Source organism: uncultured Limosilactobacillus sp., from assembly GCF_934202705.1.
In the GTDB taxonomy this organism is placed as follows: domain Bacteria; phylum Bacillota; class Bacilli; order Lactobacillales; family Lactobacillaceae; genus Limosilactobacillus.
The window spans coordinates 1-15,390 of record NZ_CAKPYE010000007.1; the positions used below are offsets into that span (position 1 = coordinate 1).

Consider the following 15,390-nt stretch of genomic DNA (forward strand, 5'->3'; position numbering starts at 1 on the left):
GTTGTGTTGTGTTGTGTTGTGTTGTGTTGTGTTGTGTTGTGTTGTGTTGTGTTGTGTTGTGTTGTGTTGTGTTGTGTTGTGTCATCACAATAATCTCCTCGTTGCTTTTTCAATAAAAAATGTATCAGATAATCTCTACTAATTCAATTTTCAATGTTTATTCCAAAGAAAATCTCCACCAATGAATGACTTTATACTAAAGCAAAACTTTCGGATTAGTTTTACTAAATTCTCATTTTAAATTAGTAGTGATGATATTTGTTAACCCTTAATTCTGCCATAGGAATTCGGCTATAATTTAAATCAAGATTCTCAATAAACAAAAGATCATTGTACCATTTATTAATTGCCCTTTTGAAATTGTAATTATATTGGTTACGACGAGTTAAATAAGTTATTTCTGCTTGAATCATTTCTTTATTTACAACAATTTGCCGCAAAATATGTCTTCGTTGTGCCTTTGATAAGCCAATTTTAGAATTAACATTATATCCAAGGTAATGAAGATGTGATTCAGGATCACCATAAATATCATCAGTAGATTTATTCTCCTTAATAAGGTTTTGCCTATCTGTCCAATATTCGTTGGTTACTATTCGACATAAAACTCACCCCTTACTCTGTAGCCATCTATAAACGTGTTCAAGAACAAAGAATTTATAACATGTTTGACAGTAAACAGCAGGAAAGCGAACATCCCTAACCTTATCTTCCATTACAACAGCAACTCTCCCATAAATATCAGCTAATTTGTGTTGACGTGATACATAATAGTTTAAATTTAATCTGGTAAGGAAAGTGTGCCTATCAAGCGGATAAACAATTTCCCCTTACGGTTTTCAAACTTTGAACTGATAGATTTTGTTGTCCTATGTTTGTTAACTGAACTATCATCATTGTTAGTTAACACTGCACAATTTTTTATTGTTTTTCTTAAAGTGACTTTCTCGTCCTTATGTATGGAATAAATACGCTGCTCTTGTGTTAAATTATCTTTTTTACTGATTTTCGGCTCATTTAACTTCTGTATATTATTAGCGTGCGATTTAAAAATAACTTTCTGAATTTTTAGAATAAATTGTTTAAATCTTATTATCACAATGGTAAGCATATGATAATCCCCCATTAGCTCCTCTAAATAGAATTACTAAGTAATTATCACAGATAATCATTACTCATCATAATAAAAATAACAGTAAACTTACCATCTAATTTTTCAGAACAGAAAAGATTCCGTTTGACAAAAAACGTTCAAAGATAGAAAAGTAATTAAGATAAACCCATGATATATTAATTACTGAAACTTAAAAGAAGGTGTTAGAAATTAGTAAAAAACTATCGAAAGAAATGACGGAAAAATTACACCAGGATATTTTAGCCACTGTTCGTCAATCCTACCCCGGTAATGGATATAAAATTGTTTCTGTCAGTGCTTCCTCAATTAGCGAGAGTCTCTATGTTTATGTTGTATACAAACAGAGACTATATTATTTAAGGTTTTCCGCCCACAATAACGAAATTAAGGGACATGCCTATACTTCCTTTAATCTCTTGGAATATGAAAATTGGTCAAAACTAAGAGCTCAGCTGCATTCCTACTTTTTGATTTCTAATCAAACTAACGCCTATAAAACGATGGGCTACTATAACTTTGTTTGGTTAGCCTTGGTCTACCGTTGTTCTACTAATCCTTCTTTTCAGATAAAACTTGAACCTTCTGATGAAGTACGAAAGACCACAATTTACATGGAAGGGGCATTCTTTGCAGAAATTGTCAATTCAAGGGCTATTAGAAGATTACTAGCTAATATATTCACTGGACTAATTACTTCAAATACTCATATTGATAAAGTTTATTTAAAAGAACCATGTTGGATAAGTATTACACCATCAGGCATTAAACTCTTAGAGTATTATCAAACCGTCAGTAAATACGGTACAAAGCGTCACTGGTTAACCAATCCTTCATCATTGAACACCCAAGAATTAGTTGAACTATTAAATAGTATCAACTAATCTTACACTCAGCTATTTTGCTGGGTGTTTTTTTTCGACCAATTTTTAAAGAATGGATCCTTGTCAGAATCAAACTTTACTGGTTTTGCAAAGACAAACTTATTAGTAGCGCGGGTTCCCCAACGTGGATTGCTATACAAGATAGCTTCGATTTTAGTAATTCTCTTTACAGGCACGTAATCTGCAATATCTTTATTACTTCTTAGCTTTCCTGTTTCTTCATCCAAGTCATATCGACTAACCTTAATTTTGTCTGGTAATTTATGGTTCTCTATAAATGTATCCCAAAAGCCAACATATTTCTTTCCACTATTCATAGTAATTCTAACTTTTTCAGCAACTGGATTAGCTTTTAAATGCTTGACGTCAGTTAAATATTGCTCAACAACTTTCCCAGTAAGATTATATTGAATAAATTTCATGAACCTACTCCCATTCTTCATCATTAGTTTCCGATGAGTAATAAAAATTATTTAAGCCAAAGTGCCCTGCTTCAAAATTACTTAAAATGACTTTCTCTTCTGAAATATCAAGCTCAACAAATACTTCAACCCACCGAAAATCTGACCGTTGATGGTAATAATCACGATTCCGATACCAAACCCTTAACGGAATAGTTATTTGACCATATAACAGAGCCCAGCAATCATTGGATCCCTCGTCTAACAATTGTTGGGCACTTTCCTTTCCAATATTCAATTAAAGTAAATGCTGTTGTTTCATTATTTCACCAATCCAGTTGTTCTTAAGCTTCTTTAGCAAAGGCTTTCGAATCACCTTTGGAATTGGCAAGTCCATTTCTTCAATTGGCTTTTTATCATTCATGTAATACATTGCCCGCATCAATTCACGAATATCATAAATTGAATTGAAGACTTCCGGTACACCGCGATCAACATCAAGTAAAGTATAAACAGCTTCCATTGCGGTTCGCACAGAATATTCAGTGGTAAAGACTGTATCCCGACTTGGTGATTCAGCGAAATTCCCGATAAAGGCCAGGTTTGCCGAGCCTTCAGGAACCACCGCTGGTCGGTCACCCTTAACCCGCGGCATGAAGTAACTAGTAATAAATGGCATGTAAACCGGAACCGTATTAATAGAACTTTCCTTGGCTAAGTCATCAATTAAGGATTCAGGGACACCCAGGTGATACAGCCATTCCTTAGTAATTTCTTCACCAGTACAATCAACGATTCGCTTCTTAATGTAGTTTCCCTTAGTGTTGGAGAATAAGCCATAAATCCAGACAATCGTTTCATTCTTCTTTTGCTGCTTGAAGTGTGGCTGACGATGAATGGTCCATGAAAGCATCCAGTTAGAGTCGGTAACGGTAATAATTCCACCAGTATTCACCTTACCGTCATGAAGATCCCGCTTAGTTAAGCGTTCGATGTATGGATCGACTTGCGGATTTTCAATGGTTGCCGTAGCTGAGACAAACCAACTTCGCTCAGGAAGATTCTTACAAAAGACATCCGGGTGACCAAAGTCTGGTGACTGCTTAGCTAGGTTTTCCCATAATTTCCAACTACCACCCAGTGCCTGGGTTGGACGAGCAGCCTGATGATGACTGCCGTAAGTCGAACTCTCGGTAATTGAACCATTAGTTACAAAAACAAGGTCATCATCAGTTAAATCGATCTCTTTTTCTTCACCTGCTTGAGTTAACACGATCTTCTTCGCGTGCTTTTGTTGGTTTCGGGTGTCAACAATCACGTTCTTAACCTGAGCATCATACTCCATCTTAACTTGATGGTCTTTTAGGTAAGCCAACAATGGCTTGGTCATGGATTCGTATTGGTTATATTTATTAAACTTTAGTGCAGTAAAGTCAGGTAACCCATCGATATGGTGGATAAAGCGCATCATGTAACGGCGCATTTCTGCTAATGAGTGCCACCGTTCGAAAGCAAACATCGTTGACCAGTAAATCCAGAAATTACTGTTAAAGAAATCTTCAGAGAAGTATTCGCTAATGGTCTTTCTTCCTAGTTGATCTTCCGGAGTCATAATCAGCTTGGTTAACTCCTTAATTGACTTCTTGCTTAGACCATATTTTCCGTCCGAAGGGACTTCATTCCCCCGATGATAAGTTAATCGACAATTTGAACTGTTCGGGTCTTCCTTATCTAACCAGTAATACTCATCGAGGTAGGAAGCCCCAGGAATTTCCAGTGAAGGGATGGATCGATACATATCCCACATACACTCAAAGTGGTTTTCCATTTCACGCCCACCACGGGTAACAAAACCTACGCCAGGTCGATCAGCCCCATCAAGGGATCCACCGGCCACAGGTAATTCTTCAAAAATATGAATGTTTTCCCCCGGCATTTGACCATCACGAATCAGGAAAACAGCTGCTGATAAACCGGCCAGTCCACCACCAACAATATAAGCATGTTTCTTTTCAACATCTGCGGGCTTCTTTGGCCGAGCAAAAGCTTCGTAATTACCATTTGAATAGTACACTTTTATGACTCCCTTCTGAATCAGAATAATAGTGCTACAGTTACCTCAATTTTATTGAAAGCGGTTCAAAGTGTCAATTTTATTAGCACAATTTTACTAAAGATAGTCAACACTACAGAGTGAACAGTAGGGATTGTTTTTCGTAACGTGTCTTTTACGGTAAATTGGGGATCGCAATTTACAACGTTCCCTCTGCTTAATTTTCATGTTACAGGCGCTAGCACTCTTTAACTTCTACTTCACTGTTCATCATCTAATTGCTACCTCGATAAATATCATAATTTTATAGCAGATCGTTCTAATTTGTTTATGGACAGCTTCATTTGTAATCTTCTTGGATTTTTGGCTTTGGAGAAATGGTTTCTTTGATGCATAGCAAGCAGACCCAATGTATCATCGATGGTTGTGAATAGCCGGTTAATTGTTCAATACATGATTTTACGAGCCATTGCATTACGACGTTTACTAATATGGTTAGCACAATAAATTGTCTTGATTCACAATGATGCAAAACTCAGTAACAAAAGCATCTAGATTTCACTCCTTTTCCCCTAAGAATTAACCTCAGTAGCGGATGGTTTCACGATCCTAAGGAAAAAAACTTATAATAGTAAGAAGAAGTGTAATAAAGTAGTTTATTGATTAGAATTATCATCTCATCAATCACTTCATGTTCAGAGATTGATGAGATGAAAGTTCACAAGGAGAAAGTAAACGATGGAAAAATCTGAATTACAAAAATTACAAGACGGCGAATGGTATAAGGTCAATGATCCCGAAGTTGTAGCTCGAAAAGTTAACTCAGCAACTCTCTGCCAAGAATTTAATGCCATCCCAGAAAATGATCCACAGCAACAAGAAGCCAAGGCAAGGGAAATTTTGGCTCAGCAGGAAAAAAACTTAGTTGTTCATAGCCGCTTAAATGTTGACTACCGGAAGAACATCCATGTTGGCGACAATTTCCTGGCTAACTATAATTTAACTATTCTGGATATTGCACCGGTTGAGATTGGTAACAATGTATGGATTGGCCCTAACACCGATATCTATACCGTTAACCATCCCCTCACTGGTAAGGGTCGGTAAAAGCGGCTGGAAATTGGTAAACCAGTAAAAATTGGTAATGATGTCTGGATTGGTGGTCATTGCACAATTTGTCCCGGGGTAACTATTGGCAACAGGGTCGTAGCGGCTGCTGGAGCAGTCATTACTAAAGATGTACCAGACAATACCCTTGTTGGTGGCGTCCCAGCAAAAGTCATTAAAAAAATAAAACAAGAATAGTAGGTTATCGTACTAAAAAGTGTACTAATTCCAATCATCAACAAAGGAATTAGTACACTTTTAATCTATCATGAATACTATCATGCGTTTGCCGCTTATTTTTCTGTGCACTCCATTATAACGATACTCTTCGCATTTTGCATCTTTCGAATTGCTTCGTCGTAAGCTCCTTATTCTTCGGACGCTATCGTGGGGGGAGCGTTATCAAGGTAGGTTGCCTTGGGCAAGCTAAATTGCTTTGAGCGGGTTACCAATTTTATAACGTTGATTCTTGATCATTTATGCTTGATCGTCCCTGATCTGATCCACTATTTGCGTTTTATTACTGGCTTTGAGAATCTGAACAGGGACAGCGATTTTTTAAGATATCACGCTCCATTTTAGCGTCATAGAGTTCCTGATTTTCCACCCATAGAAAAACCCTCCGAATATTTGAGATGAGTTTTTATTTCATCTGTATACTCGGAGGGCATTATAGCCGATTTTCTGTCTAACAATTATGAAGCATGTCATATAATTGTCCTTTTAAGGTTTAGTATTACCTTTCATTAAAAGACCTATAACATTAAAGTTTTATCTCCGCCCTAACATCAATTGTTTTCTTTATATTTCCATAAAATCATTCTAAGCATCATTGATCTGAAGTACATCTAAAACTTTCAGGGAAGCGTTCCTTAATTGGCGTGTGTTCTAAACATCATTGATCTGAAGTACATCTAAAACTGATCTTCCCAGCCCATTAAATAAGAAGGGGTTCTAAACATCATTGATCTGAAGTACATCTAAAACTCTACGTCTATGCGGTCGTTACCAGTTATCGTTCTAAACATCATTGATCTGAAGTACATCTAAAACCTTTTACTTCAGTGGTTTCAGAATCAGTGGGTTCTAAACATCATTGATCTGAAGTACATCTAAAACGAGATATTGTTTGCTTTATTCTTTATAAATGTTCTAAACATCATTGATCTGAAGTACATCTAAAACTACGGGCAGGATCGTATTTCACGGCGCAGGGTTCTAAACATCATTGATCTGAAGTACATCTAAAACACCATATTTACCTACCTAAATGAAATAAATGTTCTAAACATCATTGATCTGAAGTACATCTAAAACCATTAAATTCTAATTAATGAAAGCAATGGTTTTAGAGCATCCAATCAATGAAGTCTTGATCTATAAAGAGACAATTACTTTCTTGATAAAAAGATCGTTCATTAATTTCTGAGAATTCTATTAATAAAAGCGGGATATTCAAGCTTTTTACTTCCGCTTGTAATTCACAAAACTCGGACCTGCTTAAGTAATTAGCTATATTACAAAAACAGACAATGCTTTTTAAATTGCATTCTAGATGTATTTTAAGATCTGAAGCAATTATATCATACGGCCTCATTTCATGCTCTGCTGATAATTTAATTCGGCTATAAGATAATAGCCTTTTTAAGTCACCATCATAACTCACTTCAATTGGTAAATCTGTCATAAAAAGTGATTCTTGAAGTACCGTAAATAGTCGTTGCACTTCTTTATTAACTTTTTCATGATATTCCAAAGGCATATTGTCGATTTCTGCTTTAACAATGTCTTTAGAATATTTTTCATATAATTTGTGATTCATCAATACCTCCGAATCCAAATCAATCATTTTAGTTACTTCTAAAGAATTATATGAGTCATCAACAAGCTTAACCAATTCATTAAAGTCATTTAAACCACTCATAATTTCATTAAAAACGACTGGCGTATTAGTTGCAACAACAGTAATTTCCCCAGGATTAAGAGAAACTGATTTATGACCATTATAAGTAAGCTTCATAGAATTACCGTCCTTCCTGAGTAATTTCTAACATCTTCTTTCTCTCGTCCTAAAAGAAAATGCATATCATTATATTGCTTCTCAGTTAGCATTAGTGACTGAATAATGCCTTCTGTTGGAAGAAATTGACCTACCCTTTTCTCAATAAATCCTGCTGATTGTCTACTAACACAAACCCGAACGTAAACTGAATATTGGATCATTGTAAACCCCTCATTAATTAGTCTTTTTCGAAATTGACGATATGCTTTTCTTTGTTTGCTTGTTTCAACTGGCAAATCAAACATGATTAATAAGCGCATTATTTGGTACCTCATTCTTTAACTCCATTTCTAAATTAATCTCTTTAGTTATCCCACTAAGGTAATTTAAACAATTACCGACATACTTACTCAAAGCATTCCGTAATAAAGTTTTCTTTCCACAATAGGTAAGTTCAATGTTTAACGCATCAACCAAACCATATTTCACATCTGGAGTTAATTCCGTAAAATTCTGATTAGCTACCCAATAATCAATAACTGGACGAAACGGTTCCATGAGATCAGAACCTAAATTAAACTGATTCTCATTACTTCTATGATGGATTCCTAATGTTGTCAGATAACCCCTTTCAACAATTTCTCGATTAACCATTGACAATAATATTGAATAACCATAATTTAGTGCTGCGTTAACTGCGGTCCCAGTCCTTCGAGAAAATTTCTTGTTTTCAAATAACAGCGGAAAATATTGTCTAGCAACGGTTGCTTCACGATTAGTCAAATCATTTATTTCTAACTTATCCAATTCAGTCTCAACTTTATTAACCGGATGTCCGTAAATTTTTAATACCTGAATTTGGTTTTTTATTTTTTGATAAATAATCTTTGTCCATAGAAGCTCCCGTAAATTCTGTGACCAACTGAACTGTGTTTCTAATAAGTCAATTGTCCGATTATTTGGATAATAATTATTAATCTCACAATTTGGTTGCATATTTTTATCGACAAAGATAATCTTTGCATCTTGATTGGCTAATTCGCTAATTAAAGCAGTAGTAATAACTGCCTGGGTAGTAGATACCAATAGTAGTTGGATATCTTCTATTGGTACCTGACTTATTCCATCCCTTGTTTGCACCACCATTAAATGTGATTTATACGATAATTTTGCGTGCTGAGTTATTATAACGGAACGCCATCCCATATTTGTCATCTCCATTTTTCTATGGTAAAATAACTATGTCGCTTAGCTAACGACACTTTAAACATCATTGATCTGAAATACAGAGTTAAAATCAAACAGTACATTTTGTACAGAAGTTTCAATTTTTGAGTCAGTTATCTGACCAAATACATAAGTCAAAAGGGAAATCGTTCTAATGATCGATTTCCCTTTTCTAGTAGCTTGCTTATTTAATTAAATCGCTAACCCTTAACTCTCGCTGAAAAAGTGCACTTGGAGAGTCGTATATCAACTTAGCATTTTTTGAAATTAATATTCCTTTCGGTGATTGCAACATTCCAAAGGGTGTTTTTATCCCAATTGACTTCAAATTTCCCGTCGCAGGATCATCATGAAGTCCCATTAGAATATTTCTCAATACTTCAACTTTACCTTCTCCTTTTTTAGCAGCACCATCATAGACTGGTAAAACTGGTAAGGCTTCAAATTTATCCCGCCCCTTTTTAAGACCAGTTCTAAATTTATTCTTATCATAAAGCGGTAAGTATTGATTAATCTTATTTAAGATTTCATCATAAACATACATTAACTGTTCATTTTGTTCTTCAATTGTATCGCTACTTTTAGTGAAATCTGTAGCAAGAATCTTCACTGAATTATTAGAAAGGACTAATTGCCGAGCGTTATATTGGTAAGTAGAACTCCCCAACGTGTACTTTAACTGGCCGTCAATTATTAATTGCCGATAGTTAATTTTAGGAATCACTATATCAAATTGAAGATATTCTTTCTTCTTTTGACCGTTTCTTCGATTCGTTTGAACTTTAGCGGTTGTCTCAGCTAATACCCTATATAATCCTTCTAAATAACTATCATAGTCTTGCTTTTTCAATTTATTTAATCTTGTAAGTGCTCGCATCGGTACACCGACAACTTTTAATTTATCTTCTTTTTTCCCCTTTATCCGAATAATTGACATATAAGCATCCTTATTGCCACTATATCCTCCATAAATTTGGATTGGTTTGCCACTTTTAATGGGAATTAGTGTTTTATTTGATTTAGCAGGATAAATAGTTTGATCAAACATTGCTCCAGAATTCGTATATGTTTCTTGAGAGATTAGCATATATTTAAGTCCATATACCCGCTTAATTTGGCTAATCAATTCTGATTGCTTACCAATAATCTCACCAGTACTTTTATTAACAATGGTTTCTTGATCAGATGAAGTTAAATCATATAAGAAATTAAAGTGATTAAACTTGAGATTAGTTTTAACTCTTTGATCAAAAAAACGCTGATACTTTCCATATACGAAATATGATTGAAGCGCTGGATAACGATTATAAAGATATTGTCCCACAAAAGCACTTAAATACCCATCTACAGCGTGGTGATAATCGTTAACTTCCCGATTTTTATAAAGGTTAAACGACTTACGCATTTGGTGGTTTAAATTAGCCTTCACCTCAATAATCTGTGTTCCAGCATCCGAATAACGACTAGAAAGAATGTTAGCTGCTAGTTTTATTACCTGTCTAGTTTCAACTAATTGACGATTAATAAAGCCATTTGCCCTATATTTATCAATTGTATCTGGATTAGTTATTAAATGTTCATACTTCCGCTTACTAATTAAACGATGATCTTTTAACTTATCCCAGAAAGGTTTCATCTTATTGCCAAATAAATTCAGTGGAACATTGTTAGATTTACCATTATTGATAGCACGACTTACTAAGACCTTATTATCTAAGGAATCATCTTTAATAAATGCTTGAGGAAGAATATGGTCAATATCATAACGCGATGAGATTTCATCAATATTAATTATTTCACCAGTGTACATATCTCTACCTAACTGAGTGAAGTATAAATATAATCGATCATCCAAGTCCTTTATATTACCAAATTCTTTTCTTACTCTTTCGTTCTGAACTAATTCCTTAGCAGTACTTTCATAAATTCGCTTCAATTGTGTTAACCGAGATTGAGTTCTCCGTGAGGATTGATCTTCGCGAGCAAACTCAATAGAAATAAATTTGGGGGCTTTCCCTGCCGCACTTACAATATCATCTACAACTTTGATTACTTGGCGAATTGCCTTTTTGTTTTGCGGAGAAGTATACGCATCATCTAGTATCGATTTGTAATCCTCTTCTTTTAACTGATCTTGATTCTCATTTTTTATTTGTTCAGCAAATACAGGTTCATTAATGATTTCCATAAAAGTTTTTGAAGAATTCCACATAAGATCAATAATCGAATTACCATTTTGATCCTTAAATTCTGACAATAATTTCATCGATAAGCGTCCCCAACCGCGATATTGTTTAGCAAGCAATTCTGTAATTTGCGAATCACTTATCCATTTCTCTTCAGAAATTTTTTCTTTTAAAATTTTTTTATCTTCAAAAATAGTAATCCATTCAATAATCTTTTCAAACTTATCCGGATCATTAATCTTTGATCCAAAAATGGTTCTAAAATCAATAAATGTTGCTAACGAAGAATTAAACCTAGCTGGATCTGATAAGCCACTAATGATTGGATTAGCGGGAAAACCTTTGGACTCAAGGTAATTTACTAATTGCTTTTTAGTGACCCTTTTATGCTTTTCAAATAAATCATGGTAAATATCTTGCTTTAAGCCAATGTTTAATCTATGACCATTAACTCTGACGATATTAAGTTCACTTAATACCTTATAACGTTCATATAACAAACTATGATCCGGTAAGACGGATTCCCCTAACAAATAAGTATCCTTAGTCGTCATCCGCTTAATAAACTTATTTGCGGATGCCATGCGATCAACCTTTTCATCAAAATTCCAAGGAGTGATTTTCCCTTCACCCTTTCGAATCATCCAAGCAAAATCCGCATCTGATGTCTTTTGTTGATCTTCTTCCGTAATCAACGGACCGACATAATATGGTATCCGAAAAGCCACTAGTTCACCAATCTTATATTTTGCTTTACGTCGTCGCGCTTTATTAGGATTCAACTCCGCAAGCCAAGGATAATACTGACTCTGATTTTTAATAATCTGGTTTAATTCTTTAAGATGCAACTGATATGGAATAACCCCATTTTGATTAGTTCGCTGCTTAGGCATAAATTTATTATTAGCAATCAGTTCATTAATCTCACTGGCTAATTCCGAATCATTTAATTGACGTTTAATGGCCTTATAGAAATCCTCTTGCGTAGCCTTTTTCACAGAATCGTTTCCAATATAGGCAGCATATGCATCCATTATTTTTCGATAAGACTCACGATTTAAGGATTTGGCATACTTTTTCAATATTTTTAAGTGCTCTTTATGATCATTGTATTTTTGGATCATTGATTTACTTAAAGTTATGCCACTAGGTACAATATCATTCAAAGCAATCTGCGAATGAAGTTTTAAAAGAATATTCAAAATTTCTAGTTGTTGTTCATTTAAATCAGTAATTAAATCTTCTAAAACTTCATCAATATTTTCAGCACCAAAGCTAATTTTCCATTTGCTTTTATCTTCAGTAATTACTTTTAAAACACTAGCTAAATCGAACTTATAACCTAGCATAGCCTTACTAATTTGCTTGACAATTATGTTATTAGCTTTATTAGCCTCCCTATCTTCGGACTTCACAAAAAGTAGTTTTGCAATCGTCTTTTGCTTGTCTAAATTACTCATACCATTATCTAATAAATTATGAGATACTTCTTCAATATTATCTTTATTTAACTGAAATAGCTTGATTGGGTCTAATTGTAAGTAGGCTTCATTAACAGCTGAAAAATCCTGAGAAAAATCAACAGAGTCAGTATTAAAATCATCAACTGACATATTATATAGAAAATTACCACGATATTTTACAATGTGATGAATCGCTAAAAAAATTTCACGAAGATCGGATTTTTCTTTGCCTTTCATCAAATGATTTCGTAAATGGTAAATTGTTGGAAAATCTTCATAAAAACTACTATCGGTTCTTTTGGGGAATAGTAGTGAATTAGTAAATTGCTTTCGACTATCCTTTGGAGATAAATTAGATTCCTTTAGTCTAGCAAAGAAGGTCGGATCAACTTCCGCCATATACGGATCAAATATCTCCTCTAACAAGGCTAATCGCCATTTTCGCCTTTTAAGACGTCGACGAGTAGTCCGATAACCACGTCGCTCAGCCGCAGTTTCACCTTCCTTAAATAAGTTAGCACCTATGACAGTTTTACCCTTCAATTTGATGGGCTTATAATCTTTATCAATTGCTGAAAAACCAACTGATGTCGTCCCAATATCGAGGCCAACAGAATATTCCTTATTATACATATATGCTTCCTCCTTTGTTAGGCAAGTTAACTATATCACAAGAGAATGAAAGCGGATACTATTATTAATTCTTTTTCTTTACTGTAGAGAACAATGTGCCAATTTTACACCTTCTTTTATCACTTTCTGCTGAAATTAAATATATTAAAATTAAGTGTAGAAATTGAAACTGACACTCGCCTCACAACGTCAAGAATTCACTGATAGCGGTTCTACACTATTCAGTACTGATGTAATATTTCATCAGTGCCGTTTTTTCATTTATATGGTCATACATCACCACACAACCCCAAAACGTGGTGATTGTCATCCAGAAAAGAAATTAATCCTCATGACTAATGATATCAAATTTTTTAACCGTCATCCAAGACCCAAGGCTTCAATTTAGATCATGGAAGAACCGAAACGATTGGTGGTAACACCAAAGTCATTCATTTTCTCAAGACTCGCAAGTACCTTGTCCAATCTGTGGCCACCAATGTTAAAGAACGGCTTCCGCCATCATCTGGTAGTTGTCACCGCCCTATCGATCGCTGGTGTAAAGACCTTTCTGATGTTTAGAAAATAACAGTATATTTGTAAGCCAACAGCCAAATGTTCGGAAACTGTAACGAAAATCGCCACGATTAACGATATTATCAGTGGCTAACGGATTGCCAATAACGTTATACCAAAGACCTTCACCGGAATATTTCACAGAGCGAGTTAACTAAGGATTACCATGGTTCTGCCAACATCTTTGCCATAACCATTGATTCGCTAGAAGATCTCTTCATCCCAGATAAAAACTGGCTACTTTTTGATGGCTTTCAGTAAGGCAAGCTTGCGACAAGTGGGATTAGTATGTTCTTATTGAATCCCGTCAATCATGGCTGGCAGTACGGTTAATTGTGGTCTGTCTCTACCAACCCTTCCAAGACCTAATTAAAGAATTGTTTTCTAATGCGAACATTATTTTTCATCGTCGCCCAGGCTTATCGAGCCCTTCAAACTGTCCGGATCAAGGTAATGAATAATTATGGTCATTAAACTCATGAATATCACGCATCGAAGCGTTTTTGGAACTACTTTTACAGAAAGCTAGTTTCTTGGATAATGTTCATCACCGTCCACGACGTAACTTTCGTAGCGATTGGTTGTCCAGTAGTGAAGTCGTGGACCGTTTGATAGTTATGTCAGACGACTTACAAAAAGCTTATAACTACTACCAAACCTTGGTTGATGCAATTAGTTAAGTGGCCGAACTAACGGCGCTTTTAAAGCGTAAACTAAACAGTCTGCCTAAGCAATCCCAATAATTTCAGCGGACTTTACGTCAACACCATGATGAAATCATTAGGATTTTTAAATACCAGTTGACTAACGACCAAATTGAAAGCACTAACAACAAGATTAAAGTGCTTAAACGGAAGGCTTATAACTTTTGTAACTTTTTTCGATTACGCATTCACATCCTAATAGTATTAAAAAAATTCCAATATCATGTTTAACGAACCCATACTGATTAGAAAAACCAGTCCAAGCAAACTAGTTGCTTGAACTGGTCAAAATTAACTATCAGTTGAAATTGACAAATAGCCAGAAAAAGATCGATGTTGCTTCAGCAACAACATCGATCTTTATATTAGTTTTGACCATTCGCGATCTTTTCAAAGTTTGACGAAACATTGACGTTAGCAGTTGGCCTACATGTTGGATCCCCGTTATTAGTTTGGTCAACCAATGCAACCGGCTTCCCATTATGGAAAGTAAAGAAATACGTGATCCGCATTAATTGTCCACCACCATTGTGGTTGTAATTATAAATTGCAACCACATTGTAGTCGTAAGGCCCCTTACCAGATGGTGACCAACCAATTGAACCCCCGTCTGGGGTAACTTCCTTACTGAAGCCTGATGGATAATCCATACCAACATTGACGTGAAGGTCACCATCACCAGAATATTTTTCATATGACTGGTGCATTGTTGGTGCCCAACTATTCATAAATCCTTCTAGTTGCTTATCCTTTGAAGAATTCCATAACACACCACTCTGGTGATGAGAACTAGCGGTACTTCTACCATCATTATAGTTATTTTGATTATCATTGGCCGTACTAGATGAAGACGTACTAGTAATATTACGATGGTTAGTCGGCGAACTTTGCTTTCCACATGCCGTTAGCATCCCCAAACTAGCAATTGCTAACGTAGTTAGTAAAAACTTTTTCATAACTTAATCTTCAAATTTGTTATTACCGTTTCAGTTTAACTCTTTACTTTTTCAAAAGAAATACTAATTTGTGATGTGAATATTTAA

At 35.0% G+C, this 15,390-nt stretch carries 11 protein-coding genes, 2 pseudogenes and 1 CRISPR repeat array; of the genes and pseudogenes, 4 read left to right on the forward strand and 9 right to left on the reverse strand.

Translation table 11 applies throughout. The annotated features are described in order from the left end of the window. Positions 1–781: 781 nt before the first annotated feature. Positions 782–1,126 (reverse strand): hypothetical protein, encoded by a 345-nt coding sequence (locus Q0C76_RS05565; RefSeq protein ID WP_295730760.1) that lies wholly within the window; start codon positions 1,124–1,126, stop codon positions 782–784. 188 nt (positions 1,127–1,314) lie between these two features. Between Q0C76_RS05565 and Q0C76_RS05570 the strand changes: the two genes are divergently transcribed. Continuing rightward, entirely contained in the window at positions 1,315–2,016 is a 702-nt protein-coding gene (locus Q0C76_RS05570) for a hypothetical protein (protein WP_295730762.1), read from the forward strand. Between the two features lie 8 nt (positions 2,017–2,024). On the opposite strand, the gene Q0C76_RS05575 is transcribed toward Q0C76_RS05570, so the two are convergent. The 3 genes from Q0C76_RS05575 to Q0C76_RS05585 are packed head-to-tail and all read right to left on the reverse strand — an operon-like array spanning position 2,025 to position 4,491. Further along, positions 2,025–2,438 (reverse strand): hypothetical protein, encoded by a 414-nt coding sequence (locus tag Q0C76_RS05575; RefSeq protein WP_295730763.1) that lies wholly within the window; start codon positions 2,436–2,438, stop codon positions 2,025–2,027. 4 nt (positions 2,439–2,442) lie between these two features. Continuing rightward, entirely contained in the window at positions 2,443–2,685 is a 243-nt protein-coding gene (locus tag Q0C76_RS05580) for a hypothetical protein (RefSeq protein ID WP_295730764.1), read from the reverse strand. Between the two features lie 30 nt (positions 2,686–2,715). After that, a complete protein-coding gene (locus tag Q0C76_RS05585; protein WP_295730767.1) occupies positions 2,716–4,491 on the reverse strand; it encodes an oleate hydratase in 1,776 nt (591 codons plus the stop codon). A gap of 717 nt (positions 4,492–5,208) precedes the next feature. Between Q0C76_RS05585 and Q0C76_RS05590 the strand changes: the two are divergent. Then, a pseudogene (locus Q0C76_RS05590) lies at positions 5,209–5,775 on the forward strand (sugar O-acetyltransferase). Positions 5,776–6,396: 621 nt separating this feature from the next. After that, positions 6,397–6,894: direct repeats of the CRISPR family, unit length 36 nt; unit sequence GTTCTAAACATCATTGATCTGAAGTACATCTAAAAC. A gap of 31 nt (positions 6,895–6,925) precedes the next feature. On the opposite strand, the gene csn2 reads toward Q0C76_RS05590, so the two are convergent. From csn2 to cas9, 4 genes are all read right to left on the reverse strand, one after another. After that, positions 6,926–7,597 carry a type II-A CRISPR-associated protein Csn2 gene (gene csn2 / locus Q0C76_RS05595; protein ID WP_295730769.1) on the reverse strand — a complete coding sequence of 224 codons (672 nt, stop codon included), beginning with the start codon at positions 7,595–7,597 and terminating at the stop codon, positions 6,926–6,928. After that, positions 7,594–7,899, reverse strand: coding sequence for a CRISPR-associated endonuclease Cas2 (gene cas2 / locus Q0C76_RS05600; RefSeq protein WP_295730770.1), 306 nt, complete (start codon positions 7,897–7,899; stop codon positions 7,594–7,596). Before cas2 ends, csn2 begins: the two co-directional genes overlap by 4 nt. Further along, entirely contained in the window at positions 7,877–8,785 is a 909-nt protein-coding gene (gene cas1 / locus Q0C76_RS05605) for a type II CRISPR-associated endonuclease Cas1 (protein ID WP_295730993.1), read from the reverse strand. Before cas1 ends, cas2 begins: the two co-directional genes overlap by 23 nt. A 205-nt stretch (positions 8,786–8,990) precedes the next feature. Next, positions 8,991–13,088, reverse strand: a complete 4,098-nt coding sequence (gene cas9 / locus Q0C76_RS05610; RefSeq protein ID WP_295730772.1) for a type II CRISPR RNA-guided endonuclease Cas9 — start codon at positions 13,086–13,088, stop codon at positions 8,991–8,993. 1,088 nt (positions 13,089–14,176) lie between these two features. Between cas9 and Q0C76_RS05615 the strand changes: the two genes are divergently transcribed. Together Q0C76_RS05615 and Q0C76_RS08935 are read left to right on the forward strand one after the other, a co-directional pair. Further along, on the forward strand, positions 14,177–14,323 hold the full coding sequence (locus Q0C76_RS05615) for a hypothetical protein (protein ID WP_295730774.1): 147 nt from the start codon (positions 14,177–14,179) through the stop codon (positions 14,321–14,323). Positions 14,324–14,401: 78 nt separating this feature from the next. Further along, positions 14,402–14,578, forward strand: a pseudogene (locus Q0C76_RS08935) (transposase); the annotation flags it as partial. Positions 14,579–14,712: 134 nt separating this feature from the next. Here Q0C76_RS08935 and Q0C76_RS05620 read toward each other — a convergent pair. Next, positions 14,713–15,303 (reverse strand): DUF4767 domain-containing protein, encoded by a 591-nt coding sequence (locus tag Q0C76_RS05620; protein WP_295730777.1) that lies wholly within the window; start codon positions 15,301–15,303, stop codon positions 14,713–14,715. Positions 15,304–15,390 lie beyond the last annotated feature (87 nt).

Bases quoted from the DNA above. Each gene is read 5' to 3' on its own strand.
- Q0C76_RS05620 (WP_295730777.1), bottom strand. From the start codon at position 15,303: ATGAAAAAGTTTTTACTAACTACGTTAGCAATTGCTAGTTTGGGGATG.
- Q0C76_RS05575 (WP_295730763.1), bottom strand. From the start codon at position 2,438: ATGAAATTTATTCAATATAATCTTACTGGGAAAGTTGTTGAGCAATAT.
- cas1 (WP_295730993.1), bottom strand. From the start codon at position 8,785: ATGGGATGGCGTTCCGTTATAATAACTCAGCACGCAAAATTATCGTAT.
- Q0C76_RS05565 (WP_295730760.1), bottom strand. From the start codon at position 1,126: ATGGGGGATTATCATATGCTTACCATTGTGATAATAAGATTTAAACAA.
- cas9 (WP_295730772.1), bottom strand. From the start codon at position 13,088: ATGTATAATAAGGAATATTCTGTTGGCCTCGATATTGGGACGACATCA.
- cas2 (WP_295730770.1), bottom strand. From the start codon at position 7,899: ATGCGCTTATTAATCATGTTTGATTTGCCAGTTGAAACAAGCAAACAA.
- csn2 (WP_295730769.1), bottom strand. From the start codon at position 7,597: ATGAAGCTTACTTATAATGGTCATAAATCAGTTTCTCTTAATCCTGGG.